At 64.8% G+C, this 25,488-nt stretch carries 23 protein-coding genes and 1 tRNA gene; 9 read left to right on the forward strand and 15 right to left on the reverse strand.

Annotation, left to right across the window (positions count from 1 at the left end; all coding sequences use genetic code 11):
* Window positions 1–165 precede the first annotated feature (165 nt).
* The 3 genes from AC0L58_RS11135 to rapA all read left to right on the forward strand — a co-directional run bounded on the left by AC0L58_RS11135 (window position 166) and on the right by rapA (window position 6,209).
* Entirely contained in the window at window positions 166–2,508 is a 2,343-nt protein-coding gene (locus AC0L58_RS11135) for a catecholate siderophore receptor Fiu (RefSeq protein WP_473683363.1), read from the forward strand.
* Window positions 2,509–2,601: 93 nt separating this feature from the next.
* On the forward strand, window positions 2,602–3,282 hold the full coding sequence (locus tag AC0L58_RS11140) for a Fe2+-dependent dioxygenase (protein WP_473683365.1): 681 nt from the start codon (window positions 2,602–2,604) through the stop codon (window positions 3,280–3,282).
* An 80-nt stretch (window positions 3,283–3,362) separates the two neighbouring features.
* On the forward strand, window positions 3,363–6,209 hold the full coding sequence (gene rapA / locus AC0L58_RS11145) for an RNA polymerase-associated protein RapA (protein WP_473683367.1): 2,847 nt from the start codon (window positions 3,363–3,365) through the stop codon (window positions 6,207–6,209).
* A 190-nt stretch (window positions 6,210–6,399) separates the two neighbouring features.
* Here the strand turns inward: rapA and AC0L58_RS11150 are convergent, their stop codons facing one another.
* From AC0L58_RS11150 to AC0L58_RS11165, 4 genes are all read right to left on the reverse strand, one after another.
* A complete protein-coding gene (locus AC0L58_RS11150; RefSeq protein ID WP_473683369.1) occupies window positions 6,400–7,065 on the reverse strand; it encodes a rhomboid family intramembrane serine protease in 666 nt (221 codons plus the stop codon).
* Window positions 7,066–7,264: 199 nt separating this feature from the next.
* Window positions 7,265–7,975: a C40 family peptidase gene (locus tag AC0L58_RS11155; protein WP_473683371.1), complete on the reverse strand. Its 711-nt coding sequence runs from the start codon at window positions 7,973–7,975 to the stop codon at window positions 7,265–7,267.
* Window positions 7,976–8,155: 180 nt separating this feature from the next.
* Window positions 8,156–8,893 carry a YggS family pyridoxal phosphate-dependent enzyme gene (locus AC0L58_RS11160; protein WP_473683373.1) on the reverse strand — a complete coding sequence of 246 codons (738 nt, stop codon included), beginning with the start codon at window positions 8,891–8,893 and terminating at the stop codon, window positions 8,156–8,158.
* 16 nt (window positions 8,894–8,909) lie between these two features.
* Complete coding sequence (locus AC0L58_RS11165; RefSeq protein ID WP_473683375.1) at window positions 8,910–10,334, reverse strand: M20 family metallopeptidase; 1,425 nt, start codon at window positions 10,332–10,334, stop codon at window positions 8,910–8,912.
* Window positions 10,335–10,551: 217 nt separating this feature from the next.
* On the opposite strand from AC0L58_RS11165, the gene AC0L58_RS11170 reads away from it, so the two are divergent.
* From AC0L58_RS11170 to AC0L58_RS11180, 3 genes are all read left to right on the forward strand, one after another.
* On the forward strand, window positions 10,552–10,887 hold the full coding sequence (locus AC0L58_RS11170) for a ComEA family DNA-binding protein (protein ID WP_473688704.1): 336 nt from the start codon (window positions 10,552–10,554) through the stop codon (window positions 10,885–10,887).
* A 92-nt stretch (window positions 10,888–10,979) separates the two neighbouring features.
* Window positions 10,980–11,459 (forward strand): SET domain-containing protein-lysine N-methyltransferase, encoded by a 480-nt coding sequence (locus AC0L58_RS11175; RefSeq protein WP_473683377.1) that lies wholly within the window; start codon window positions 10,980–10,982, stop codon window positions 11,457–11,459.
* 24 nt (window positions 11,460–11,483) lie between these two features.
* Entirely contained in the window at window positions 11,484–12,023 is a 540-nt protein-coding gene (locus AC0L58_RS11180; protein ID WP_473683379.1) for a GNAT family N-acetyltransferase, read from the forward strand.
* 120 nt (window positions 12,024–12,143) lie between these two features.
* Here AC0L58_RS11180 and AC0L58_RS11185 read toward each other — a convergent pair.
* A tRNA-Val gene (locus AC0L58_RS11185) sits at window positions 12,144–12,218 on the reverse strand.
* Between the two features lie 74 nt (window positions 12,219–12,292).
* Window positions 12,293–14,311 (reverse strand): excinuclease ABC subunit UvrB, encoded by a 2,019-nt coding sequence (gene uvrB, locus AC0L58_RS11190; RefSeq protein ID WP_473683381.1) that lies wholly within the window; start codon window positions 14,309–14,311, stop codon window positions 12,293–12,295.
* A gap of 150 nt (window positions 14,312–14,461) precedes the next feature.
* On the opposite strand from uvrB, the gene AC0L58_RS11195 reads away from it, so the two are divergent.
* Window positions 14,462–15,022 (forward strand): GspH/FimT family pseudopilin, encoded by a 561-nt coding sequence (locus AC0L58_RS11195; RefSeq protein ID WP_473683383.1) that lies wholly within the window; start codon window positions 14,462–14,464, stop codon window positions 15,020–15,022.
* A gap of 102 nt (window positions 15,023–15,124) precedes the next feature.
* On the opposite strand, the gene AC0L58_RS11200 is transcribed toward AC0L58_RS11195, so the two are convergent.
* From AC0L58_RS11200 to AC0L58_RS11240, 9 genes are all read right to left on the reverse strand, one after another.
* The gene (locus AC0L58_RS11200) at window positions 15,125–15,439 is read right to left on the reverse strand and encodes a non-heme iron oxygenase ferredoxin subunit (protein WP_473683385.1); all 315 of its coding nucleotides are present in this window, start codon (window positions 15,437–15,439) and stop codon (window positions 15,125–15,127) included.
* Window positions 15,436–15,987 carry a GNAT family N-acetyltransferase gene (locus AC0L58_RS11205; RefSeq protein WP_473683387.1) on the reverse strand — a complete coding sequence of 184 codons (552 nt, stop codon included), beginning with the start codon at window positions 15,985–15,987 and terminating at the stop codon, window positions 15,436–15,438. The genes AC0L58_RS11200 and AC0L58_RS11205 overlap by 4 nt, the downstream gene beginning before the upstream one ends.
* A gap of 72 nt (window positions 15,988–16,059) precedes the next feature.
* On the reverse strand, window positions 16,060–16,995 hold the full coding sequence (panE, locus tag AC0L58_RS11210) for a 2-dehydropantoate 2-reductase (RefSeq protein WP_473683389.1): 936 nt from the start codon (window positions 16,993–16,995) through the stop codon (window positions 16,060–16,062).
* 1 nt (window position 16,996) lies between these two features.
* Window positions 16,997–17,911 carry an acyltransferase gene (locus AC0L58_RS11215; RefSeq protein WP_473683391.1) on the reverse strand — a complete coding sequence of 305 codons (915 nt, stop codon included), beginning with the start codon at window positions 17,909–17,911 and terminating at the stop codon, window positions 16,997–16,999.
* Between the two features lie 78 nt (window positions 17,912–17,989).
* The gene (locus tag AC0L58_RS11220; RefSeq protein WP_473683393.1) at window positions 17,990–19,234 is read right to left on the reverse strand and encodes a cysteine desulfurase; all 1,245 of its coding nucleotides are present in this window, start codon (window positions 19,232–19,234) and stop codon (window positions 17,990–17,992) included.
* 202 nt (window positions 19,235–19,436) lie between these two features.
* The gene (gene sufD, locus AC0L58_RS11225; RefSeq protein ID WP_473683395.1) at window positions 19,437–20,744 is read right to left on the reverse strand and encodes a Fe-S cluster assembly protein SufD; all 1,308 of its coding nucleotides are present in this window, start codon (window positions 20,742–20,744) and stop codon (window positions 19,437–19,439) included.
* The gene (gene sufC, locus AC0L58_RS11230) at window positions 20,741–21,505 is read right to left on the reverse strand and encodes a Fe-S cluster assembly ATPase SufC (protein WP_473683397.1); all 765 of its coding nucleotides are present in this window, start codon (window positions 21,503–21,505) and stop codon (window positions 20,741–20,743) included. The genes sufD and sufC overlap by 4 nt, the downstream gene beginning before the upstream one ends.
* A gap of 101 nt (window positions 21,506–21,606) precedes the next feature.
* Window positions 21,607–23,073, reverse strand: coding sequence for a Fe-S cluster assembly protein SufB (gene sufB / locus AC0L58_RS11235; RefSeq protein ID WP_473683399.1), 1,467 nt, complete (start codon window positions 23,071–23,073; stop codon window positions 21,607–21,609).
* Between the two features lie 5 nt (window positions 23,074–23,078).
* Window positions 23,079–23,537 (reverse strand): SUF system Fe-S cluster assembly regulator, encoded by a 459-nt coding sequence (locus tag AC0L58_RS11240; RefSeq protein WP_473683401.1) that lies wholly within the window; start codon window positions 23,535–23,537, stop codon window positions 23,079–23,081.
* A 227-nt stretch (window positions 23,538–23,764) separates the two neighbouring features.
* Here AC0L58_RS11240 and AC0L58_RS11245 point away from each other — a divergent pair, with 227 nt between their 5' ends.
* On the forward strand, window positions 23,765–24,103 hold the full coding sequence (locus AC0L58_RS11245; protein WP_473683403.1) for a P-II family nitrogen regulator: 339 nt from the start codon (window positions 23,765–23,767) through the stop codon (window positions 24,101–24,103).
* 142 nt (window positions 24,104–24,245) lie between these two features.
* Window positions 24,246–25,460 carry an ammonium transporter gene (locus AC0L58_RS11250; protein WP_473683405.1) on the forward strand — a complete coding sequence of 405 codons (1,215 nt, stop codon included), beginning with the start codon at window positions 24,246–24,248 and terminating at the stop codon, window positions 25,458–25,460.
* Window positions 25,461–25,488: the final 28 nt, after the last annotated feature.

Below are 25,488 nucleotides of genomic sequence, written 5' to 3' on the forward strand. Positions count from 1 at the left end.
TGCGTCATAGTTATTGCAAATCATTCTCATTGGCAATATCGTGTGCGCCGCCGTGGTCGTTGCCGCCGGACGCACGCGATTCGCGCTGGCTTGCTGCCAGCGGGAGTCGACGCCGCGCAAGCGTGCCAGCGAATCCCATCCAGTCATTCATCCAGAGGAACCTTCATGAGTCCGATCAAGAGCCGGAAGCATCCCGTCCGCCGTGCCACGCCATCACTAGTTCCCGGCTTGCTGACCACGGCCTTGCTCGGCAGTCTCGCCCTGGCCTCGCCCGTCCACGGCGCGGACGCGCCAGAACCTTCGCCGTCGACCGAGGCCATGATCGCGCAAGCGAAAAGCTTGCCCCGCGTCCAGGTCGACGGCTACGCCGGCCCCGACTACCGCATCGACCAGCTGTCCTCGCCGAAATTCACCCAGCCGCTGCTGGATACCACCCAGACGGTAAGCATCATCGGGCGCGACCTGATCCAGCAGCAGGGCGCCACCACCTTGACCGAGGCCCTGCGCAACAGCCCCGGTGTGGGCACCTTCTACGCTGGCGAGAACGGCTCCACCAGCACCGGTGACGCGATCTTCATGCGTGGTTTCGACAGCTCCGGCAGCATCTTCGTCGATGGCGTGCGCGACCTCGGTTCGATCTCGCGCGACGTGTTCAACGTCGAGCAGATCGAGATCACCAAGGGCCCGGACGGCACCGAATACGGCCGCACCGCGCCCACCGGTGCGATCAACATGGTCAGCAAGCAGCCTTTGCTGGACAACGGCGTATCCGGCTCGATCGCCTACGGCAGCGGCCAGCACAAGCGCGCCACCGCCGACTGGAACCAGGCGATCGGCGAGAATACCGCGTTCCGGCTCAACGTGATGGGCCAAGACAGCGGTCTGGCCGGGCGCGACCACGTGCAGAACAACCGCTGGGGTGTGGCACCGTCGCTGGCCTTCGGACTGGGCACGCCGACGCGCGTCTACCTCGACCTGCTGCACGTGAAGCAGGACAACACCCCTGACGGCGGCGTCCCCACGATCGGCCTGCCTGGTTACAGCAGCCCCGATCCGATTCGGCCCTTCGTCGGCGACGCTCCGAAAGTGGACCCGCACAATTTCTACGGCACCCGGCAAGACCATGACGATGTCCAGGCGGACATGTTCACCGCCATCATCCAGCACGATTTTTCCGACAACCTGGCGTTGCACGACACGCTGCGCTGGGGCCGTACGCGACAGGATTACCTGTTGACCTCGTTCACGGCGACGGCAGCCAATCTGCTCACCCCGGACCCGACCGATCCGACCTCCTGGACGGTGACGCGCAACCTGCCGAACTTCAAGCACCAGGCGAACCGTATCGTCACCAACCAGACCAATCTGACCGCAAAGTTCGAGACCGGCGCCGTCACCCACAACCTCAGCACGGGCATCGAGCTGACCCAGGAAAAGGCCACGACGCTCGGCATGGCGGCAGGCGACGGCAGCAGCTGGCCGGCCGCCAACCTCTATCGTCCCGATGCCGACGTCAGCGGTCTTGTGTATGGCCCCACCGGCGCCTACACCAACGGCAAGACCAACACCGTGGCAGCCTACGTCTTCGACACGCTGAAGTTCGGCAAGCATTGGCAGCTCAATGCCGGCGCGCGGCTCGATCACTACCGCACCGACTACAGCAGCACCGCCGCCTGCGGCGGGCGCCGCGGGCCATCCTGCGGCACGTTGCCCGACGGCAGCATCGTGCCGTACATCAACACCCGCGTCTCCGACAACTTGCCCAATTACAAACTCGGCATCTTGTTCAAGCCCAGCGCCAACGGCAGCATCTACGCCAACTTTGCCATGGCGCAGGACCCGCCTGGCGGCAATACGCTGACTTTCAGCAGTTCAAGCAGAAGCCTGGACAACCCGGACCTCGATCCACAGCAATCGCGCACCGTGGAATTCGGTACCAAGTGGAACCTGCTCGACGACAAGCTGCTGCTCACCGGCGCCTTGTATCGCACCACGGTGAACAACCAGCTGGAGCAGGATCCGACCGATCCGGCGAACTATTATCAGGTCGGCAAGAAGCGTGTGCAGGGCGTGGAAATCAACGCCGTCGGCAGACTCAGCCGCAACTGGGCCGTCAGCGCGGGTTACACCGTGATGGATACCAAGGTGACCAAGGGCAGTGCCGTCACCTCCGATGGATCCAGCGCGCTGGCCTATACGCCGAAAAGTGCCTTCACCGCGTGGACCACCTACCGCCTGCCCTTCAACCTCACCATTGGCGGTGGTGCGCGCTACGCGGGCAAACTGCATCGCGGCACCGATGGCGCAATCGGCACGCCGACCTACACCGACTCGTACTGGGTGGTCGACGCGATGGCCAGCTATCCGGTGAACAAGCACGTCGAGCTGCAATTGAACGTGTACAACCTGTTCGACAAGAACTACGTCGCCTCGATCAACAAGAGCGGCTATCGTTACATCCCGGGTGCACCACGCTCGGCGATGCTGACCGCGAATTTCAGCTTCTGACCGACGAAACCGTGCAGGGGGCGCGCGCCGCACGCGCGGCTCCTGCACATCCCGAATCCCGAATCCCGAATCCCCAATCCCGAAAATAAAGTCATGCTGCTTCACATCCCTGACGTCCTGAATGCCGAACAAGTCGCGCAGATGCGCGCGGCGCTGGAGACAGCGGACTGGACCGATGGCCGCGAAACCGTGGGTACGCAGGGGGCGCAGGTCAAGCGCAACCAGCAACTGCCCGATGGTTCGCCGTTGCGGCGGCAACTCGGCCAACATGTGCAGGCCGCGCTGGCACGACATCCGCTGTACCACGCGGCAACCCTGCCGCAACGCATGCTACCACCGCGCTTCAACCGTTACGCCGATGGCGGACAGTATGGCTTCCACGTCGATGGCGCGGTGATGGCCTTGCCGGACGACGGTGTGCAGCTGCGCAGCGACATCTCCTGCTCGCTGTTCCTCAACGAGCCACAGGACTACGACGGCGGCGAACTGATCATCAGCGACACCTATGGCGAGCATGAGGTGAAGCTGCCCGCCGGCGATTTGATCATCTACCCTTCCAGCAGCCTGCATCGCGTGGCCCCGGTCACCCGCGGCGCACGGCTGGCATCCTTCTTCTGGGTGCAAAGCCTGATCCGCGACGATGGCCGGCGCCGCCTGCTGTTCGAGCTGGATACCTCGATCCAGACGCTTTCCCGCACCGGCGCCGATATCGCTGCCGTGCTGCAACTGACCGGCGTGTATCACAACCTGCTGCGGCAGTGGGCCGAAACCTGAATCGGCAATCTCCAGACAACGGTTCCATCGACGCCCCCCACAGCGGATAATTGTCGGTCCCCGACGTCACTGGCTGTGCAATGTTTGTTCCTGGTCAACGCTGGATCTCCTCCGCCGAGCCCGAACTGGGTCTCGGCACCGTGCTCCGTGTCGAAGGGCGCGGCGTGCAGGTGCTGTTTGCCAAGGCCGGCGTGCTCAGGCCGTACGCGATCGATTCGGCGCCGCTGCTGCGCGCCGAGTTCCGCGCGGGACAGCGCGTCGCCGGCAAGGGCATCGCCTTCCTGGTCGAACGCGTGGAAATCCGCGACGAACTGCTGATTTACCGCGGTGAAGGTCGCGAACTGGAGGAAGGCCAGCTCGACGACGAGCAAAGCGTGAGCCAGGCCGACGACCGCCTGATCGGTGGCCGCACCGATTCGGTGGCGCAGTTCGAGCTGCGCCTGGAAGGGCTTCGCCGCCGCGCCGAAGCGCGCCGATCGCCGATGTGGGGCTTGGCCGCCGCGCGGATCGGGCTGGTACCGCACCAGCTGCGCGTGGCCGGCATCGCCTCGGCGCGACGGCCGCCACGCGTGCTGCTGGCCGACGAAGTCGGCCTGGGCAAAACAATTGAGGCGGGCATGATCATCGCGCGCCAACTGGCTACCGGCCGCGCCTCGCGCGTGCTGCTGTTGCTGCCCGACACCCTGGTCTACCAATGGTTCGTCGAACTGCTGCGCCGCTTCAACCTCAGCTTTGCGATCTACGACGCGGAACGCTGCGAGGCGCTCGAACAGGCTGGCGATGACGCGGCGGTCAATCCCTTCGAAGACGAGCAACTGGTGATCGCCGATTTCGGCTTCCTGGAAAATTCGCCGAAACACGCGCAGCAACTGCTCGACGCTCCGTGGGACCTGCTGGTGGTCGACGAGGCGCATCACCTGGCATGGTCACCGCAAGAGGCTAGTCCGCGCTATCGCATGGTCGAGCAACTGGCCCAGGCGATCCCCGGCGTGATCCTGCTCACCGCCACGCCGGAACAGCTAGGCCGCAGCGGTCACTTCGCCCGCCTGCGCCTGCTCGACCCGCAGCGCTATCACGATCTGGACGGCTATCTGGCCGAGGCAGAAACCTGGCAGGCATTGTCGAAGATCGCCGACCGCCTGCTCGACGGCGAGGCGCTGGACGACAGCCAGCGCGCCATCCTCGCCGAGGCGTTCGACGGCGACGAGACCCTCACCGCGCAGCTGGCGGATTCAACCAAACCGGCCAACGCGCGCGAGCTGCTCGCCGCGCTGATCGACCGCCACGGCACCGGCCGCGCGATGTTCCGCAACAACCGCGCCGGCGTGGGCGGCTTTCCGAAGCGCCTGCCCGAATGGCACCTGATCGACGCCGATGATGTGGACGAAAGCACGCGCCAGGCGCTGCTGGCCGAATTCCATGGCGACACCCAGCAACCCGCGACCCTGGTCGAAGTGGATTACAGCGCCGACCCGCGCGTGGACGCCCTGGTCGATCTGCTCGAGAAGCATCCGCAGGACAAGTTCCTGCTGATCTGCCGCAGCCAGGCCAAGGTGCTGGCGCTGGAAGAGGTGCTGCGCACCCGGAGTGGCGTTGGCGTGGCACGTTTCCACGAGGGTCTGGGCATCGTGCAGCGCGACCGCAACGCCGCGTACTTTGCCCAGCCGGACGGCGCGCGGCTGTTGCTGTGTTCGGAAATCGGCTCGGAAGGACGCAACTTCCAGTTCGCCCACCGGCTGATCCTGTGGGATCTTCCGCTCGACCCCGACCTGCTGGAGCAGCGTATCGGACGACTCGACCGGATCGGCCAGAAGCACGATATCCACATCCACATCCTGGCCGTCACCGACAGCGCCCAACACGTGTTGGCACGCTGGTACGACCAGGGCGTGAATGCGTTCCAGATGAGCCCCGCGGACGGTCGCGAATTGCTGCGTCGCTACGGTGAACCGCTGGCCCAACTGGCCGACGAACACGCCCGCGGCGATGACAACCGCGACCAGGAACTGGACGCCCTGCTGGCCGAAACGCGGGCCAGTCACAAACAGATGGCCGAATTGATCCGTGGTGGCCGCGACCATCTGCTGGAACTGGCGGCCAGCCGCGACCTGCACGCCGACGAGCTGCCACAGGCGTTCGCGCGCGACGACAACGATCCCGCCCGCGACGCCTTCATCCAGCGCCTGCTCGAAGCCTTCGGCATCCACGTCGAGGACCTCGGCGGCCAGGTTCTGCTGCTCGATCCGCAATACCTGTCCACCGATGCCCTGCCCGGCTTCGCCGAGGGTCCGCAGTCCGTAACGTTCGCGCGCGAGGTGGCCCTGGCGCGCGAGGAATTGCCGCTGCTCCGGCTCGACCATCCGCTGGTCGCTGGCGCCTTGGATCTGGCCTTGTCCGGCGAACTGGGCAACGCTGCGTTCATGGTGGATGATGCGCTGCCGGCGCGCACCGCCCTGCTGCAGGCGGTATACGTGCTGGAATGCGTCGCCGACCGCCGGCTCGACGCCGAACGCTTCCTGCCGCCGATGCCGATCGTCGTCACCGTCGACACCAGGCTTTCCGAGCGTGTCGATTTCACGCCAAGCGAGACCGCGCTGCGCAAGGCCGGCGACCGCAACATCGAGGTGGCGCGCTACCGCAAGTTCCTCGGCAAGCTGGTGCCGCCGATGCTCGCCCGCACCGAAGCACTGGCCAGCACCCACAGCCAGGCCAGCATCGATTCGGCCCTGACGTTGGCCACCGAAACCCTCGATGCCGAACTCTCGCGCCTGTTGGCGCTGCGCGCCGTGAACCCCTCGATCAGCGACGCCGAAATCACCGCCGTCACTGACGAACGCAGCGCCCTGCTCGCCGCCCTCCCCTCATCGCGCGTCCGCCTGGATGCCGTGCGCTTCGTCGTCAGCGCGGACTTCCTGTCACTGCGCTGAGCCCATCCCCGTAGGGCGGGCCCGCCGGACTTGTGCGTTTTGTCTCGCTGGTGCAGGAAGAGCGGCGGGCAGAGCCCGCCCTACGAGAGCGAGCACGTAGGGCGGGCTTTGCCCGCCGCTCTTGCGCAGGTTACGGACGAAACGTGAAAAACCGGCGTGGCCGCACCCGCCCGAAGTGATGCTGGCGCTCTCAGCGCATCAACCGCCGTTTCGGCTTGATCGGAAACTTGCCGCGCCAGTATTGGATCAAGACGATGCCACCGACCATGCCGCCGAGATGGGCAAAATGGGCCACGCCGGCCTGGGTGCCGGTAACGCCCAGCACGAGTTCCACCGCGGCATAACCGATCACGAAGATCCACGCCGGAATCGGCACCGGCAGGAAGATCAGCATCATCTTCTCGTGCGGATACAGCATGCCGAATGCCAGCAGCAGACCGAAGATTGCACCCGAGGCACCCAGCGTCGGATAGAAGCCGTGGGTGAAGTAGTGCACCACGATCAGCTGAGCGAGCGCGGCCACGATCGCGCAGACGAAATAGTAAATGACGAAATTGCGCGCGCCGAACGTGCGCTCGATCGCGCCGCCGAACATGAACAAGGCGAACATGTTGAACGCAATGTGCGCGAAACCGCCGTGCAGGAACGCATAAGTCACCAATTGCCAAACGCGAAAGCCACCGGTAACCAGATTTCCGTCAGGCGCAATCCCGCTGACATCCGGGCCGATCGGCCACAGCGCAAAATGCTGGGTCAGCGCCAGGCTGCCTGGGTCGTGCATGGCCAACTGAAGCAGGAACACCACGACATTGGCGATCAGCAGGTTGCGCGTAACAGGTGGCAGATCAAAAGGCATCGAGCAGCTTCCATGAAATCGGACAAGCGTAACGGTGATGGTCAGTTATGGCCATGCGGCGAATGCGCCCGCCAAACCATGCGCCCTGCGTTGACCCGGGCCACGGGGAATCGTTCACCGTGCGCCAGGATGACACGGGCGCCCTGATGGCGAAAAAGCCGCCCGAAGGCGGCTCTTGCTGGACTCGACGGGATCAAGCTCAACCCTTGCTGGCAGCAAGTTCCATCGCTTCAGGTCGCTTGGCGCCAACGAAGCGCTTGGCCCAGTAGCCATCGTCCAGGCTGGAGATCTCCACCGACTTGCCGGTGGTCGGCGAGTGGATGAAACGTCCATTGGAAATGTAGATTCCCACATGCGAGATGCGGCGGCCGCGTGTGTGGAAAAACACCAGGTCGCCGGGTTTGATGTCGGCGCGCTTGACCTTGACGCCCGCCATGAACTGCGTCGCCGAGGTGCTCGGCAGCTGCAGGCCGATCGCGTGCGCGAACACGTAGCGCACGAAGCCGCTGCAATCGAATCCGGTGGAAGGATCACGGCCACCGCGCACGTAACGGATGTCGCGCAGGCTCATCGCGGCCGCAAGCAGTGCCTTGCGCAGGTCCGTGATGTTCTGTTTGGCGATGCTGGCCGCAGTATCCGGGTTGGCGTCCGATCCTGTGGTCGCTTTCGAATCCGGCGTCGCGGCACTGGCCAGCAGCGCCTGCGTGTCGTCGGGAAGTACCGATTGCCCGAGGCGAGATGCGGGGCTGAACGCCGGCAGCTGATGCAATAGCGGTGAAGCCACCTTGGCCGCCACGGGAGCGCTGATCAACGATTGGCTGGCGGTCGGCGTATCGGTGGCGTGCAGGGGACCGGAAATAAGCAGCACCGAGGCGAGCACGGCGAACACGGTCAGGCGATGGATGGGCATGCAGGGAAAATCCCCAGAGATTCACAGGATTTGCCGCCTGCAGATGCTGACGACGTGACTAGCCCGTGAAGTTAGCAAAGGGGAATAGTCCAGATGTTGGATCGGCGTTAATTGAACTCTGTCGTTTCAGAAAACCGGGACACCGGACACACTTCATCCAAGTCATTGATTTTGCGACGGTTACGACTTCGTTGGGGATTCAGGCCAGTAATACGAATCGGGATAGGGCCGCTTGCCGAAAATCGCCGTGCCGATCCGCACTTCGGTCGCACCTTCGGCGATGGCGAGCGGGAAGTCCCCACTCATGCCCATGGAAAGTTTCGGTAAATCATGGCCTTGCGATTCCGCTTGATCACGCAGCTCACGCAACAACCGGAAACAGGCACGGATCTCGACCGGATCGCGGGACTGGATCGCCAGGGTCATCAGGCCGCGCACGCGCAAAGTGTCATAGCCGCGCAGAGCATCCAGAAAACCGGGCAGCTGTTCAGGCGGCAGTCCGTATTTGCTCGGCTCGGACGAGGTCTTTACCTGCACCAGCACGTCGATGGCCCGACCTTCGAGTTGCAGCCGGCGATCCAGGGCCTCGGCCAAGGCCGGCCTGTCCAGTGACTGCACCTCACTGGCCAGGCGGGCGACGTCTTTGGCCTTGTTGGTCTGCAGGTGGCCGATCATCACCCAGTCGATGCCGCAATCGGCCAGCGGCTCGGCCTTGTCACGGATCTCCTGCGCCTTGTTCTCGCCGAAGCGGCGCATGCCCAACGCCACGCCGGCCCGGATGATCTCCGGGCCGAACGTCTTGCTGACTGGCAAAATGGTGACTTCGGATGGATCGCGACCGGCTTCGAGGCAGGCCGCCTCGACGCGGCGCTGGATTTGCGTCCAGTTTTCCGTCAGCCAGCCGGTGTCGGTTTCCATGCGCTGAAGACCTGGATCAGGCCTTGCCGCCCTGCTGGTGATGGCGTGCCACCACCTCGGCCACCACCATCGAGACCTTCTTGCCGGTGGGAATGTGCAGGAACTCGTTCGGACCGTGCGCGTTGGAATGCGGGCCGAGCACGCCGGTGATCAGGAATTGGGCTTTCGGGAATTTCTCGCCCAGCATGCCCATGAACGGGATGCTGCCACCCTCGCCCATGTAGGTGGCCGGTGCGCCGAAGTAATGCTCCGAAGCTTCGCTGACCGCCTCGGCCAGCCACGGCGACAGCGCCGGCGCATTCCAGCCGCTGCCGTCCTTCTCCAGCGTGAAGCTGACCTTGGCGCCATACGGCGGATCGGTTTCCAGCAATTCCTTGACGAAGGCGCCGGCCTTGGCGCCACTGAGCGTGGGCGGCACGCGCAGACTGAGCTTCACTGCCGTGTGCGGGCGCAGCACGTTGCCGGCGCTTTCCAGCGGCGGGATGCCGCCGATACCGGTCACCGCCAGTTGCGGGCGCCAGGTGCGGTTGAGCACCAGTTCGGTGAGGTCGTCGGTGACCGGCTGCATGCCGTCGACCCACGGGAATTTGCTGTAGATGTCGGTGCCCAGCACATCCGCCGAAGCCTTCGCCTGCTCGACCCGCTCGGCCGGAATCTCGACGTAGAGCTCCTTCGGCTTGATCTTGCCGGTTGCCGGATCCTCCAGTCGCGACAGCAGGTCGCGCAGGATGCGGAAGCTGGATGGCACCACGCCGGAGGCATCGCCGGAATGCACGCCTTCTTCGAGCACCTGCACGCTGAGGTTGCCGCCGGTCATGCCACGCAGCGACGTGGTCAGCCACAGCTGGTCATAATTGCCACAGCCCGAATCCAGGCACACCACCAGCGACGGGCTGCCGATGCGCGGCGCCAGGTGATCCACATAGTGCGGCAGGTCGTAGCTGCCCGACTCCTCGCAAGCCTCGATCATGATCACGCAGCGCGCATGCGGGATGCCCTGCTCCTGCAGCGCCAGCAGCGCGGCCAGCGAACCGAAGATCGCGTAACCATCATCGGCACCGCCGCGACCGTAGAGCTTGTCGCCCTTGATTACCGGCTTCCACGGGCCGAGATCGTCGGCCCAGCCGGTCATTTCCGGCTGCTTGTCGAGGTGGCCGTAGAGCATCACCGTATCGTCGCCCTGCCCCGGCACGTCGATGAAGATCAGCGGCGTGCGCCCTTCCAGCCGCACCACCTCCAGCGTGGCACCGGGCAGCTGGCTCAGCTTGGAATTCGCCCAGGTTTCCATCAGCTTCACCGCGGCATCCATGTGCCCGTGACTGGCCCAGTCCTTGTCGAACATCGGCGACTTGTTGGGAATGCGAATGTATTCCACAAGTTGCGGCACGATCTCGGCATCCCACAAATCACTGACGAAACGGGACAGGCGGTTGGTATCCATGGACGGCACTCCGGCTTGCGAACAATGGGACATTGTAGCAGCGCGCTCCGGCGGCACCGACACCGCGCACGGTCCACACCCACAACCGCACGCGCGCAATCCGCACGGTGACGGGGCTGCAAGCCCGACTGTGCGCGCCACCGGCGCCGCGCATCGTGGTGACGCGGCGTCGACCCGCCGCAACACCTCAACCATTTGTCATTCATGGAGGAAAGCCATGTTCCACAAACTCGCCACGCTCGCCCTTGCGCTGACCTTGGCCGCACCCGGCCTGCTGTTCGCGGCCACCCCGGTCAACATCAACCAGGCCGACGCCAAGACCATCGCCAAGTCGCTCGACGGCATCGGCGCCTCGCGGGCCCAGGCCATCGTGGCCTGGCGCGAAGCGCACGGCCCGTTCAAGAAGGCCGACGACCTGAAGCACGTCAAGGGCATCGGCAAGGCCACGATCGAACGCAACCGCAGTGCGATTCTTCTTTCCGACCAAACGGCCGCAACGAATGCGGCCGCCAAGACCGGGCCCCGTCAACGCAAGTCCGCAGATGCCGGATAGCCCGTTTCCGGCGTTCTGACGTTCCTCGCAGGTGGCGCCGCGGACGCGTCGCCTGCGTTACACTCGCGCGCCGCAGCTGCCGCCACCTCGTCATGATCCTTCCGCGCTATCACATTGCCGCATCCACGATCGCCGGGGCCGGCAAGGGGCTGTTCATCGACGAGACGGTGGCTGCCGGACGCATCATCACGGCGCCCGACGGCATCGACCAGACGTTTCACCAGGCCGAGATCGACGCCTCGGCGGAGCTGCGCAGCCAATGGCACGCGGCGGCACGCTGGTTCGAGGACCGCTACACGCTGTCGCCGGACTGGCCTGACGAGTGCTATCTCAACCACAGTTTCACGCCCAACGCACTGTGGCACCTGGGTTTTGTGTTCGCGTTGACCGAACTGCCGCCAGGCAGCGAGATCACGGTGGACTATCGCCACCTGCTGCCACCCGGCCAGGCCGAGGATTTTGTCGATTCGGCCACAGGTGAGACAATAACCGGGTTGTCCTGGCAGGAGAGTCTGGCCAGCAGTACCCGGGCCCTCGCCGAACTGCTGGCAACCACTCCGATCCGGACGTGATGGTCTGCCTGATAGTCAATCGTGATGTTTGAAATACCTACCATTGAAACGGCGCGACTGCGCCTGACCGCGCTCACCGAGCAACACTTCGACGACTACGCCGCGATGCTGGCCGATCCGGAGAGTACGCGCTGGGTCGGCGACGGCCAACCGCTGGACCGCACCAATGCCTGGCGCTCGCTGGCCATGCTGCTTGGCCACTGGCAACTGCGCGGCTGCGGCATGTGGGCGCTCGAGCTCAAGGACAGCGGCAAGTTCATCGGCCGCGCCGGCCTGATGTACCCCGACGGCTGGCCGGACCTGGAACTGGGCTGGATGCTCAAGCCGGACTACCGCCACCAGGGTTACGCCACCGAAGCAGGCAGCGCGGTGCTCGATTTCGCCTGGAAACAGCTGCATGCCCAACGCGTAATCAGCCTGGTGCGCATCGGCAACGAAGCCTCCGACCGGCTGGCCGAACGTCTCGGCGGCGAGCATATCGACAACATGGATTTCTACGGCAGCAACAGCCATGTGTTCGCCTATTACCCGCCACAGCGCGAACGCGGCCGCGCTTACGCCTGAATATCGCAGCAGCGGCGACTCCGACCGGAACGCCGTCCGCGGGCCGAGCCACACAGCGAAAAGGGGAGCCCGGACGGGCTCCCCTTTTCTGCGCCACTCGATCGAGTGGGTCCTGGAATGTGGTGGGCGGTACAAGGATCGAACTTGTGACCCCTACCATGTCAAGGTAGTGCTCTACCGCTGAGCTAACCGCCCGTCGCATCGGCCATGCCGCGCGAGCCGCGCAGTATACGGTAGCGCGCGGCTGGCGACAATATGCCTGGACAATATCAACGCAGGGTCTGTTCGCGCAGCTGATGGATCTGGTCGCGCAGGCGGGCCGCTGCCTCGAATTCCAGATTCTGCGCGTGCTTGTACATCTGTGCTTCCAGCTTCTTCAGCATGCTTGCCGCCTGCTGTGCGTCGAGACCTGCGTAGTCCGCCCCCTGCTCGGCCACCGCGCGGCTGCGCGACTGTGACTTGCCGCGTCGATTGCCCGACTCGCTGCGCGCACCTTCCATGATGTCGGCAATGCGTCGCACCACGGTCTTTGGGGTGATCCCGTGAGCCTCGTTGTAGGCCACCTGCTTTTCGCGACGCCGTGCGGTCTCATCCATGGCTGCCTGCATCGAGCGAGTCACCGCATCGGCATACAGGATCGCCTTGCCCCGGACGTTGCGGGCGGCGCGGCCGATGGTCTGGATCAGCGAGCCGGTGGAGCGCAGGAAGCCCTCCTTGTCGGCATCGAGAATGGCCACCAGCGACACCTCGGGCATGTCCAGGCCTTCACGCAGCAGGTTGATGCCGACCAGCACGTCGAACTCACCCAGGCGCAGGTCGCGGATGATCTCGCTGCGCTCGACGGTATCGACGTCCGAATGCAGGTAGCGCACCTTGACGTCATGCTCGGCGAGGTATTCGGTGAGGTTCTCGGCCATGCGTTTGGTGAGTGTGGTGACGAGCACGCGGTCGCCCATCGCCACGCGCTTGTGCGCCTCGCTGAGCAGGTCGTCGACCTGGGTGCGCACCGGACGCACCTCGACTTCCGGATCGACCAGGCCGGTCGGGCGTACCACCAGCTCGGTGACCGCATCGCCGGATTTCTGCAGCTCATAATCACGCGGCGTGGCCGATACGTAGATGGCACGCGGCACCCGGGCTTCCCATTCCTCGAAACGCAGCGGTCGGTTGTCCATCGCCGACGGCAGCCGGAAGCCGAACTCGACCAGGGTCTCCTTGCGCGAGCGGTCGCCCTTGAACATCGCGCCCAGCTGCGGCACGGTGACGTGCGATTCGTCCACCACCAGCAGGCCGTCGGCGGGCAGGTAATCGAACAGCGTGGGGGGCGGTTCACCGGGTTCGCGCCGGGTCAGGTGACGCGAGTAGTTTTCGATGCCCTGGCAATAACCGACCTCGGCCATCATCTCCAGATCGAAGCGGGTACGTTGCTCCAGCCGCTGCGCCTCGACCAGCTTGTTCTCCTTGTACAGATACTCCAGCCGATCCTTCAGCTCGACCTTGATCGTCTCGATCGCGTTGAGCACGCTGGCGCGCGTGCTGGCGTAGTGGGTACGCGGATAGACCGTGTAACGCGGCACCTTGCGGATGGTCTCGCCGGTCAGGGGATCAAACAGCACCATGTTTTCCACTTCGCCATCGAACAGCTCGATGCGCAAGGCCTCGGTCTCGGACTCGGCGGGAAACACGTCGATGATCTCGCCACGCACGCGGTAGGTGCCACGGCGAAGCTCCATCTCGTTGCGCGTGTATTGCAGCTCGGTCAGCTGGTGGATCAGCTTGCGCTGGTCGATGCGCTCGCCCTTGGCGAGGATCAGACGCAGCGACAGGTAATCCTCGGGATTGCCCAGACCATAGATCGCCGAGACCGATGCCACGATGATCGCATCGCGTCGTGACAGCAACGCCTTGGTGGCCGACAGTCGCATCTGCTCGATGTGGTCGTTGATCGACGAATCCTTCTCGATGAAGGTGTCCGACGCCACCACGTAGGCTTCCGGCTGGTAGTAGTCGTAATAGCTGACGAAATACTCCACCGCATTGTGCGGAAAGAATTCCCTGAATTCGCCGTAAAGCTGCGCAGCAAGCGTCTTGTTCGGCGCCATCACGATGGTCGGCCGCTGCACGCGCTCGATCACGTTGGCAATGGTGTAGGTCTTGCCCGAGCCGGTGACGCCAAGCAGGGTTTGCGCCGCCAGTCCGGCCTCGAACCCCTCGGCCAGGCGTTCGATCGCCTGCGGCTGATCACCGGCGGGCTGGTAGGGGGCGGCGAGCTGGAAGCGGTCAGTCATCGGCTACAGATGTGGGCGAGGCATGCCATTTTAAATCAGGCCTGCTGACAAGCCGCGTCAGCAGAAGCCGACAGGAATGCCTGCACCAGGCTGCTGGGACGGTCACGTCGCCCCCCTAGCATGGGATCTCGGCATATCGCAGGAAGCGGAATGATGATCCCGTCACCGAGATCCGGAGTACCTCGCGCCCAACGTGGCATCAGCCTGATCGAGCAGATCATGATCCTCGCCATCATCGGCACCCTTGCCGGCGTTGCGCTGCCGTCGCTGCGGCACGTGCTCGGTCGCAACCGGCTGCAGGTGGCGCAGAGCGACTTCATGACCGCGCTGCAGCACGCGCGCAGCCGCGCCGCCACCAGCGGCAAGCGCACCTTGTTCTGCCCGACCCCGGACGGCAGGCAGTGCAGTGGTGGCACCCGATGGGAGCACGGCTGGCTGATCGGCCACGACATCGATGGCGACCACCAACCCGATGGTGGGCCGTCATACACACGTGCTGCCTACGCCGGCCTGCACATTACCAGCAGCCGCGGACGCCACGACGTGCGGTTCCAGCCCGACGGAAGTGCCGGCGGCAGCAACCTGACGCTGGTGTTCTGTGAACCCGGCAGCAAGCGTTCGGCACTGGCCGTCGTGGTATCAAACGCGGGGCGGGTCCGCGGCGCTCCGGCCACACCCGCCCAGACAGCTCGCTGCATGCAAAGCCGATGAGGCAACATGGTCGGACGACGACCGCAGCAGCCGGGAAGGCGGCCGTCCCGGCATGCTGACGGCTGGTTCCCGGACGCCACTATCGGCCCAGGCGCGCCATTCTCACCGATCGTCCCGGGTCCAGATCGCCCCATCCTCCTCGCGTACCGGAAAGCTGGCGATCGGCTCGTACGCCGGCGGCCTGGTCACCGCACCGGTGCGCAAGTCGAAACGTGCTCCATGCCGCGGGCACTCCACCTCGAAGCCGAATACCTCGCCACCGGCAAGATCACCGCCATCGTGCGTGCAGGTGTCCTCGACGGCGTACAGGGCGCCGTCGATGTTGTACACCGCGATGGGCGTGTCGCCATCCCACACCACCTTGAATTCGCCCGGCAGGAATTCGCTGCGGGTACCTACCCTGATCCAGTCATTCATGCGCTCAACTCCGTGAGATCCTTGAGCAATACCTCGAAGTGCAGATCGTCGCGACGCGGTATGCCGAAACGCTCGTCGCCGTAGGGAAACGGCTGATACTCACCGGTGCGCCGGTAACCACGACGCTCGTACCAGGCGATCAGCTCGTCGCGCTGCACGATCACGCTCATGCGCATCGCGGGGCAATGCCATTCGTCGCGCGCCATGCGCTCGGCTTCGGCCAGCATCCGCTTGCCCAGGCCACTGCCCTGCTCGCCCGGGTCCACCGCGAACATGCCGAAATACGCGACAACGCCCTGTCGTTCGACATGGCAGCTCGCCTTGAGCTGACCGTCACGCTCGGCGAGCAGCACGCGGCTGTGCTGCCGCGCGATCAATGCCCCCACGTCTGCTGCATCCGTGCGCTGGCCATCGAGCAAGTGCGATTCCGTGGTCCAGCCGCGCAGGCCGGATTCGCCACGATAGGCCGATTCGACCAGGGCGACGATGGCAGGGACATCGGCGGTCGCAGCCGAACGAAACGAAAAGAGGGTAGTCGTGTTGGTCATCGGTCGCATGATAATGCCGGCCACCGCCCAGCCACCATGATCTGCAGCAGACGGCGTGCGGCTTGATGCGACTCAGGCAGGCTGGCTGGCCAGTCGGCTGGCTTCGTAAACCTTGAGATGGGTGCAGACCAGCGCAAGCATCGCGGCTGGCAGGTCATGCTGCCGGGCGCGAATCAGCATGTCGCCGATGATCTGGTCGGCTTCGATCGGATGGCCACCCTGCAGGTCGCGCAGCATGGAGGCAGCCAGTTCGGAACCCGGTTCGGTCAACATGCCGCGGGCACGCTCCAGAACGCGTTCATCTGGAGCATGTCCGAAACGCTCCGCCACCGAACGGCACTCTTCGAACAGGGCCAGTGCGGCCGCAGCCCCGCCAGGACTGGCCACGATCAGCCCGACCGGACCGCGCATCAGGCAGGTGATGCCGGCCAGGGAGGCCAGGAAGATCCATTTGTCCCACATCTCCTGCATCACCGTGTTGCTGGGGCGCGAGTGGAAGCCCGCGTCTGCAAGGGCCTCGGTGATCCGCTGCATGCGTGCCGACGCGCTACCGTCACGCTCGCCGAAGGTGAGGCTGTGCATCCGGTTCAGGTGATGCACGGCGCCTTGCGCATCGAGGGTGGCGGAGATCGCGCACTGGCCGCCAAGCACGTGCTGCTTGCCGAACTTGCCGTCGAGCAGATCGAGATGCCGCATGCCGTTGAGCAAGGGCAGGATGGCGGTGTCCGGCCCTATCGCCGGGGCGATATCGGTCATCGCCTGTTCCAGGCCATACGCCTTGCAGCTCAGCACAACCAGATCGAACGGCTCGCGCAGCGCAGCTGAAGCCACGACGGGTGGATTGGGCAGATCCGTATCGCCGGTGGCGCTGCGGATCACCAGACCGTGCCGCTGCAGCTGTTGCTCACGCCGGTCGCGCACGAGGAAGGTCACGTCGCGTCCGTGCTGCAACAGGCGGCCGCCGAAGTAACCACCCGTGGCACCGGCACCCACGATCAGAATGCGCATGTCACCCTCCTTCAGGCGAGCCCACCGGATCGAGGTGCATGCGGGCGGCCTCGGCGTCCTTGTCCGCCCACAGGTCCTTCATCCACGCCTTCACTCGCCCGCGGAAAGCCGGGTCGTCATCGTAACTGCCGATCAGATCGGGACCGATCGGGCGTTCGCGCACGTGCACCCGAACCTCGCGCACGCGCCCGGCGATCAGGTCCATCATCGTGCACGCCCCAGCGGGATAGACGATGGTGACATCGAGTATGGCGTGCAGCGCGTCGCCCATGGCGTCCAGCACGAAGGCCACGCCACCGGCCTTGGGCCGCAACAGGTGACGGAACGGCGACTTCTGCTCATCGTGCTTGGCCTGGGTGAAGCGCGTGCCCTCGGCAAAATTCATCACCGACACCGGCATGTGACGAAATTTCTCGCAGGCCCGCCGGGTGGCCTCGCGGTCCTTGCCCTGCAATTCCGGATGGCGCAGCAGGGTTTGCCGCGAATAGCGCTTCATGAACGGAAAATCCAGCGCCCACCACGCCGGCCCCAGCAGCGGCACCCAGATCAGTTCCTGCTTCAGGAAGAAGCGCAGGAAGGGAATCCGTCGATTGAAGATCTTTTGCAGTACCGGGATGTCCACCCAGCTCTGGTGGTTGCACAGCACCAGGTAGCTGCCATCACGCCGCAAACCGTCCAGCCCTTCAAGTTGCCAGCGGATACGGGTGAACAGTCCGAACAAGACGTTGTTGACGCCGATCCAGCTCTCCGCGATCCACACCAACGCGCGCGAGCAGGCACGCCGGATCAGCGGGATCGGCAGCACCAGCTTGAACAAGGTGAACAGGAACACGAAGATGATATGCAGCAGGATATTGAGCGTGAGCGCCAGCATCGCCAGCGGTACGCGGATGAACGAAGGGAACGTGGCAAGCATGGGGATGATCGATGGGGACTACGGCCAGCATAATGCCCTGCCACGGTGGCAGGAACCCTGCAGCAGGCCGGCGGCAGATCAGCGCAGCAGCTGTCGCACCTTGAGCAACGCCGTGATGAAGGCGTCGATTTCCTCGCGCGTGTTGTAGAACGCCAACGAGGCACGCAACGTGGCGGGCACGCCGTAGAACTGCATCAACGGATGCGCACAATGGTGGCCGGAGCGCACGGCCACGCCTTCGAGGTCGAGCAGGGTGGCCAGGTCGGTGGCTTGCGCACCTTCAATCAGGAACGAGATCACCGGCTCCTTCTCGGGCGCCTCGCCAAAGATGCGCAGGCCCGGAATTTCGCGCAGGCGTTCGGTGGCGTAGGCCAGCAACTTCTGCTCCCACGCATGGATCGCCTCGAAGCCCACCGACTGGTAGTAGTCGATCGCCGCGGCCATGCCGACGAAGCCGGCGATGTTCGGCGTACCCGCCTCGAACTTGTGCGGGGGCGCGGCAAACGTGGTGCCGCTGAACCGAACCTCGCGGATCATCTCGCCGCCGCCGAAGAATGGCGGCATCGCCTCCAGGTGCTCAGCCTTCGCCCACAGCGCGCCGGTGCCGGTCGCCGCCAGCATCTTGTGGCCGGTAAACGCATAGAAATCGCAACCCAGCGCCTGCACGTCCACCGGCCGGTGTGGCACGGCCTGCGAGCCATCGACCAGCAGCGGAATGCCGCGCTTGCGACATTCCCTGGCAATCTCGCGTACCGGATTGACCGTGCCAAGCACATTGGAAACCTGGGTGACGCAGGCCAGCTTCACTTCCGGCGTCAGCATGTCGAGGTATTGCTCGACGACCAGCTCGCCGCGTTCGTTGATCGGCGCCGCCTTCACCACGCCCGCCTTGCGCGCGGCCACCAGTTGCCACGGCACGATATTCGCGTGGTGCTCCATCACCGAGGTCAGGATCGCATCGCCGGGCTTCAGCCGCGGCAGCACGTAGCTGTAGGCCACCAGGTTGGTGGCCTGGGTGGTGCCCGAGGTGAGGATCAGCTCGTTGCGGGAAGGCGCATTGATGAAGCGCGCCAGCTTGTCGCGCGTTCCTTCGTATGCCGCCGTGGCTTCCTCGCCCAGCTGGTGCACCGCCCGCGACACGTTCGCGTTGTGCTCGCGGTAGTGGGTGTTCATCGCCTCGATCACCGTCAGCGGCTTCTGGCTGGTGTTGGCGTTGTCCAGATACACCAGCGGCTTGCCGTGCACGCTGCGGGCGAGCAGCGGGAAGTCCGCGCGGATGCGCTGGACGTCGAAGACGGTGGGGGTGCTGGTGGCTTCGGTCATGGGGGCGTGGTCTTGTTGGTGTGATGCAGCTTTTGCGTGGGCCGGGTTGGGCACCGGCTTGCCACTTCTTCGTCCCTCGGCAAGAGCCGGCGGGCAGTGCCCGCCCTACGGCGCGGTCGCTTCGACAGCCCCCCTCACCCCAGCTCTCTCCCGGCTGGGGTGAGGGTTTTCCGGACGTCAACGTGCTCGCTGGCCAGGTGGTTCATGTATTGGGCAATTGTTCGACCAGCAGGGTGGACAGATGCTCACGCAGCGGTTCGTTGGGCAGGTCGCCCAGCACCGCGCGACAGAAGGCGGCCGTGAGCAGGGCACGCGCTTCGGCCAGCGGGATGCCGCGCGAACGCAGGTAGAACAGCGATCGCTCGTCGAGCTGGCCGACGGTGGCGCCATGGGCGGCCTTTACTTCGTCGGCATAGATTTCCAGCTCCGGCTTGGTATCGATCTCGGCGCTGCGCGACAGCAACAGGTTCTTGTTGCTGAGATTGGCGTCGGTGCCATCGGCGCCCGGCGCCACCACGATGGCGCCACGGAACACGCCTCGTGCGCGATCATTGGCAACGCCACGCCAATTGGAATCGGAGGTGGTATTCAGTGCCTGATGGCGGATCGCCAGCTGGGTGTCGATGTGCTGGCGACCGTGCGGCATGAACACGCCGCGGGTATGCAGCTGCGCCCCGTCGCCGACCAGCTCGGCCCTGAGGTCATGGCGCACCAGCGCACCGCCCAGTTCGAACACATGCAGGGTGGCCTCGGCCCGGGCCTGCAGATGCAGGCTGCTGCGCCGGATCAGGTTGGTGCCGATCGCCGCGTTCTGCAGCACGGTGTGCTGCAGCCGCGCGCCCTCACGCAGCGCGATGTCGCTGACCAGGGTGCCAAGATGCGTCGGCTCACCGTTGGCCAGATGGTGTTCCACCAGTTCCAGTTCGGCACCGTCACCCAGCTCGATCACGTTGCGGACATGCCACGCCAGATCGGCATCGGTGGCCGCGGCCATGAACACAAGGTGGACTGGCAAGACGATCTTCGCCTTGGCCGCAATCCGCAACACCACGCCGTCACGTGCCTGCGCGGCGTTGATGCGGGCAAATGCATCGCCGGGTTCGCGGTAGTGCCGGGACAGGGCGAAGCGCAGCGGCTCCGAGTCACCCGTGAGCGCCTGCGACAACGGCTGCAGGGTCAACCCTTCGGGCAGCTTGCCCAGTTCCGACAGCTCGGCACGAAACACGCCGTTGACGAAAACCAGCCGGGGTCCGTCCACCCCCGGCAGCGCCATGCGGTTCGCGTCCACGGCGACGTCCGACGCCGCCGGATCGGCAGCGACAAATCGACGTTGGCCCAGCGCGCGCAGCGCGGTGTATTTCCACGCTTCCACCCGCGCATCGGGCAAGCCGGTGGCGACGAATGCCTCGAGGTTTTCCTGCCGCGCATCGTCCAGCCAGGCGATCCCGCTGCGCGGCAGCGGCGCATGCAGCAGCGAATCCACCAGCGGCAATGAAGCGGGCTGGCTCATGCCACCGCTCCCGCGGGGTGACGATCGGCCAGACCGGCGTAACCGTGTTCCTCCAGCTTCAACGCCAGCGACTTGTCACCGCTCTCGACAATGCGGCCGTCCGCCAGGACATGCACGAAATCCGGCACCACGTAGTCGAGCAGGCGCTGGTAGTGGGTGATCATCAGGAAGGCTCGATCGGGCGAGCGCAGCGTATTGACGCCCTGCGCCACCTGTTTCAGCGCATCGATGTCCAGCCCGGAATCGGTCTCGTCGAGGATCGCCAGCTTCGGCTCCAGCACCGCCATCTGGAAAATCTCGTTGCGCTTCTTCTCGCCGCCGGAGAAGCCCTCGTTGACCGCGCGATGCAGCAGCTCGTCGGAGATTTGCATCACTTTCAGCTTTTCACGCACCAGCTTCAGGAACTGCATCGAATCGAGCTCCTTCTCGCCGCGGGTCTTGCGCTGCGCGTTCAATGCCGCGCGCAGGAAATAGGTGTTGTTGACGCCGGGAATTTCCACCGGGTACTGGAACGCCAGGAACACGCCGGTCGCGGCGCGCGCTTCCGGCGCCATCGTGAGCAGATCCATGCCGTTGTAGCTGACCGTGCCGTCGGTCACCTCATACCCTTCGCGTCCGGACAGCACGTTGCCCAGGGTCGACTTGCCGGCGCCATTCGGACCCATGATCGCGTGCACTTCACCCGCATTCACGGTGAGGCTGAGCCCCTTGAGGATTTCCTTGCCCTCGACACGGGCGTGCAGGTTTTCGATTTTCAGCATTTCAAGATCCGGGATTTGATATTCGGGATTCGGGATTCGGGTCAGGCACCCGGGAGGGCTCTTGCCAATCCCGAATCCCGAATCCCGAATCCCGACGTCAGTCAGCCAACAGCACCCTCAAGACTGACTTCAAGCAATTTCTTCGCCTCCACCGCGAACTCCATCGGCAGCTCGCGGAACACCTGCTTGCAGAAGCCGTCAACGATCATCGACACGGCATCTTCTTCGCCGATGCCGCGGGCGCGGCAGTAGAACATCTGGTCGTCGGAGATCTTCGAGGTGGTGGCTTCGTGTTCGACGATCGCGGTGGGGTTCTTCACTTCCATGTACGGGAAAGTGTGCGCGCCGCACTTCTTGCCGATCAGCAGGCTGTCGCACTGGGTGTAGTTGCGCGCGCCCTCGGCGCCCTTCTCCATCTTCACCAGGCCGCGGTAGCTGTTGGAGCTGCGCCCGGCGCTGATGCCCTTGGAAACGATCTTGGACTTGGTCTGCTTGCCCAGGTGGATCATCTTGGTGCCGGTGTCGGCCTGCTGGTGATGGTGTGTCAGCGCCACCGAGTAGAACTCGCCGACCGAGCGGTCCCCGCGCAGGATCACGCTGGGGTATTTCCAGGTGATCGCCGAGCCGGTTTCCACCTGGGTCCAGCTGATCTTCGAGTCGTCGCCACGGCAGTCGCCGCGCTTGGTCACGAAGTTGTAGATGCCGCCCAAACCGTTCTCGTCGCCGGGATACCAGTTCTGCACCGTCGAATACTTGATCTGCGCCTTCTCCAGCGCCACCAGCTCGACCACCGCCGCATGCAGCTGGTTCTCGTCGCGCTTCGGCGCGGTGCAGCCTTCGAGGTAGGACACATGGCTGCCCTCCTCGGCCACGATCAGAGTGCGCTCGAACTGGCCAGTGTTCTGCGCATTGATGCGGAAGTAGGTGGACAGCTCCATCGGGCAGCGCACGCCCTTGGGAATGAACACGAAGCTGCCGTCGGAAAACACCGCCGAGTTCAGCGCCGCGAAGAAATTGTCGCCGGTGGGCACCACGCTGCCGAGATACTTGCGCACGATGTCCGGATACTCGCGGATCGCCTCGCTCATCGAGCAGAACAGCACGCCCGCGTCGGCCAGTTGCTTGCGGAAGGTGGTGCCGACGGAAACCGAATCGAACACTGCATCCACCGCCACGCCGGCCAGCGCGGCCCGTTCGTGCAGGGGGATGCCGAGTTTCTCGTAGGTTTCCAGCAGCGCGGGGTCTACCTCGTCCAGCGACTTCGGTTGCACCTTGGGCGCGGCGTAGTAACTGATCGCCTGGTAATCGATCGGGTCGATCTTGAGCTTGGCCCAGTCAGGCTTGGGCATGGTCTGCCAGTGGCGGAAGGCGTCCAGTCGCCACTGGGTCATCCACTCGGGCTCGTGCTTGATCGCGGAAATGGCGCGGACCGTGCCCTCGTCCAGCCCCGGCGGCAAGCCGGTCATCTCGATCTGGGTGATGAAGCCGGCCGAATACGTGCGGCCGAGTACCTCGGCCACGTCGGCGTTGTCGCGCAAGGTGGTGGCGCTGCTGCTTTCGTTGATCATGCTGTTCATTCGGTGATGGCCTCGCCGGTTTTCACGGTCACGGCAATTTTTCGCTTCGCGGGCAACGGCTTGAGCATGTCGGCCAGGCTGACGGCCCGCAGCGTCTGGTCCAGCACGCTGTTGATGCGCTGCCAGCTGCCGCGCACGCCACACTGCGCCTCGCGGTCGCACTGGCCGTCGGCCACGCTGCATTCGGTCATGCCGATCGGACCTTCCAGGGCCTCGACGATCTCGGCCAGCGAAATCGTGCTGGCCGGACGGGCCAGCCGGTAGCCACCGTTGACCCCGCGAAAAGACTCGACCAGTTCGGCGTGGCCCAGGGCCTTCAGCAGCTTGCTCACCGTGGGCAGTTCCAGATGCGTCTCGTCGGCAATCTGCGCCGTGCTGAGCACATCGGTCGGATGCGCGGCGATGCAGGTCATCACCACGGTTGCGTAATCGGTGAGTCGGCTGACGCGGAGCATGGGCGTTCGGGCTCGAACGGATTGAATCGGGACTAAAATGGTACTGATTCGAGCCGCCGGGGTCAATGCCGACGCGCGCACCAGAATCGGGCAACCCGGCGCCCCGATTGCGCGTGTTTCGTGCATGTCGACACGCGAATGACGCACAAACCGGGCTCTTGCCCCACCGCCGCGGGCTGGCACGCATCCTGCTGAGCAGGATCAAGACTCAAGCGCGGAGGCATGCCATGAAGTGGATCACGGCGATCATCAAGCCGTTCACCCTTGACGACGTGCGCGCAGCCCTGAGCGAGGTCGGCGTCGAGGGGATGACCGTGACCGAGGTCAAGGGCTTCGGGCGGCAGCACGGTCACACCGAGCTGTATCGCGGCGCCGAGTACGTGGTCGACTTCCTGCCCAAGCTGAAGATCGAGCTGGCGGTCAGCGACGAGCGTCTCGATCACGCCATCGAGGCGATCGGCAGCGCCGCCCGCACCGGCAAGATCGGCGACGGCAAGATCTTCGTGACCGAGCTGGAACAGGTCATTCGTATCCGCACGCAGGAGGTCGACGTCGATGCGCTTTGAGCCGGGAATGGGGAGTGGGGAATCGGGAATCGGCAGAGGCCGCGCGCCGGTTCGTCTTGCGGCGTGCGCTGGATTGCTGGCATTTGCAGGGTCCGCTCACGCGCAAGGATCGACCGCACTCGACAGTGGCGATACGGCCTGGATGCTGGTGGCCAGCATGCTGGTGTTGATGATGACGCTACCCGGCGCCGCGCTGTTTTATGGCGGCATGGTGCGGGCCAAGAATCTGCTTTCGGTGATGATGCAGTGCTTCGCGATCACCGCCATGGTCACCGTGCTGTGGGTGATCTACGGCTACACCCTGGCTTTCGACACAAGCGGCATGGTCGCCGGTCATTTCAACTGGCATTCGATCCTCGGCGGCTTCCATCACGCCATGCTCGCCGGCATGAGCCCGGACTCGATGGTGCAGACGGTGCCGCAAAGTGTGTACGTGATGTTCCAGCTCACCTTCGCGATCATCACCCCGGTACTGATCATCGGCGCCTTCGCCGAACGCATGAAGTTCAGCGCGATGTTGTGGTTCAGCGCGCTGTGGATGACCTTCGTGTACCTGCCGATGGCACACATGGTGTGGAGCGGACCGGGCTCGCTGCTGGGCGACATGGGCGTGATCGACTTCGCGGGCGGCACCGTGGTGCACATCAACGCCGGCATCGCCGGCCTGGTCGCCTGCCTGGTGCTCGGCAAGCGACGCGGCTGGCCGCACCTGCACATGCCCCCGCACAACCTCGGCTTCACGGTGATGGGCGGCAGCCTGCTGTGGCTGGGCTGGTTCGGCTTCAATGCCGGGTCGGCGCTGGCCGCCAACGGCAGTGCCGGCATGGCCATGCTGGCCACCCAGATCGCCACCGCCGCCGCGGCGATTGGCTGGATCAGCGTGGAATGGCTGATCCATCGACGCGCCAGCGTGCTCGGCATCGTCTCCGGCGCCGTCGCCGGCCTGGTCGCGGTCACCCCGGCCGCCGGCACGATCGGACCGGGTGGCGCACTGATACTGGGCCTGATCGCCGGCGCAGTGTGTTTCTTCACCGCCACCCGACTCAAGCACTGGCTACGCTACGACGACACGCTGGACGTGTTTGGCGTGCACGCCGTCGCAGGCATTGTCGGCGCCCTGTTGACCGGACCGTTTGCCTCGGCCTCGCTGGGTGGCTTTGGCCATGTGAGCAGTATGGGCGGACAACTGTGGATCCAGACCAAGGGCGTCGGCTTCACCATCCTGTGGAGCGCCCTGCTGAGCTGGCTGATCCTGAAGCTGGTCGACTGGACGATCGGCTTGCGCGTCAGCGACGAGCAGGAGCAGATCGGCCTGGATCTGGCGCTGCACGAAGAGCGTGCCTACAATTTGTCCTGATCGCGGGACGCGTCGTCATGGCCTGATA

Source organism: Rhodanobacter sp. G2-10, from assembly GCF_055809185.1.

Bases quoted from the DNA above. Each gene is read 5' to 3' on its own strand.
- AC0L58_RS11220 (WP_473683393.1), bottom strand. From the start codon at position 19,234: ATGACCGAAGCCACCAGCACCCCCACCGTCTTCGACGTCCAGCGCATC.
- AC0L58_RS11165 (WP_473683375.1), bottom strand. From the start codon at position 10,334: ATGGATACCAACCGCCTGTCCCGTTTCGTCAGTGATTTGTGGGATGCC.
- panE (WP_473683389.1), bottom strand. From the start codon at position 16,995: ATGCGCATTCTGATCGTGGGTGCCGGTGCCACGGGTGGTTACTTCGGC.
- AC0L58_RS11160 (WP_473683373.1), bottom strand. From the start codon at position 8,893: ATGGAAACCGACACCGGCTGGCTGACGGAAAACTGGACGCAAATCCAG.
- AC0L58_RS11250 (WP_473683405.1), top strand. From the start codon at position 24,246: ATGCTGGTGGCCAGCATGCTGGTGTTGATGATGACGCTACCCGGCGCC.
- AC0L58_RS11205 (WP_473683387.1), bottom strand. From the start codon at position 15,987: ATGACCAACACGACTACCCTCTTTTCGTTTCGTTCGGCTGCGACCGCC.
- AC0L58_RS11180 (WP_473683379.1), top strand. From the start codon at position 11,484: ATGTTTGAAATACCTACCATTGAAACGGCGCGACTGCGCCTGACCGCG.
- sufB (WP_473683399.1), bottom strand. From the start codon at position 23,073: ATGATCAACGAAAGCAGCAGCGCCACCACCTTGCGCGACAACGCCGAC.
- uvrB (WP_473683381.1), bottom strand. From the start codon at position 14,311: ATGACTGACCGCTTCCAGCTCGCCGCCCCCTACCAGCCCGCCGGTGAT.
- AC0L58_RS11215 (WP_473683391.1), bottom strand. From the start codon at position 17,911: ATGCTTGCCACGTTCCCTTCGTTCATCCGCGTACCGCTGGCGATGCTG.
- AC0L58_RS11240 (WP_473683401.1), bottom strand. From the start codon at position 23,537: ATGCTCCGCGTCAGCCGACTCACCGATTACGCAACCGTGGTGATGACC.
- sufC (WP_473683397.1), bottom strand. From the start codon at position 21,505: ATGCTGAAAATCGAAAACCTGCACGCCCGTGTCGAGGGCAAGGAAATC.
- AC0L58_RS11170 (WP_473688704.1), top strand. From the start codon at position 10,552: ATGTTCCACAAACTCGCCACGCTCGCCCTTGCGCTGACCTTGGCCGCA.
- AC0L58_RS11195 (WP_473683383.1), top strand. From the start codon at position 14,462: ATGATGATCCCGTCACCGAGATCCGGAGTACCTCGCGCCCAACGTGGC.
- AC0L58_RS11140 (WP_473683365.1), top strand. From the start codon at position 2,602: ATGCTGCTTCACATCCCTGACGTCCTGAATGCCGAACAAGTCGCGCAG.
- AC0L58_RS11200 (WP_473683385.1), bottom strand. From the start codon at position 15,439: ATGAATGACTGGATCAGGGTAGGTACCCGCAGCGAATTCCTGCCGGGC.
- AC0L58_RS11155 (WP_473683371.1), bottom strand. From the start codon at position 7,975: ATGCCCATCCATCGCCTGACCGTGTTCGCCGTGCTCGCCTCGGTGCTG.
- sufD (WP_473683395.1), bottom strand. From the start codon at position 20,744: ATGAGCCAGCCCGCTTCATTGCCGCTGGTGGATTCGCTGCTGCATGCG.
- AC0L58_RS11175 (WP_473683377.1), top strand. From the start codon at position 10,980: ATGATCCTTCCGCGCTATCACATTGCCGCATCCACGATCGCCGGGGCC.
- AC0L58_RS11245 (WP_473683403.1), top strand. From the start codon at position 23,765: ATGAAGTGGATCACGGCGATCATCAAGCCGTTCACCCTTGACGACGTG.
- rapA (WP_473683367.1), top strand. From the start codon at position 3,363: ATGTTTGTTCCTGGTCAACGCTGGATCTCCTCCGCCGAGCCCGAACTG.
- AC0L58_RS11150 (WP_473683369.1), bottom strand. From the start codon at position 7,065: ATGCCTTTTGATCTGCCACCTGTTACGCGCAACCTGCTGATCGCCAAT.
- AC0L58_RS11135 (WP_473683363.1), top strand. From the start codon at position 166: ATGAGTCCGATCAAGAGCCGGAAGCATCCCGTCCGCCGTGCCACGCCA.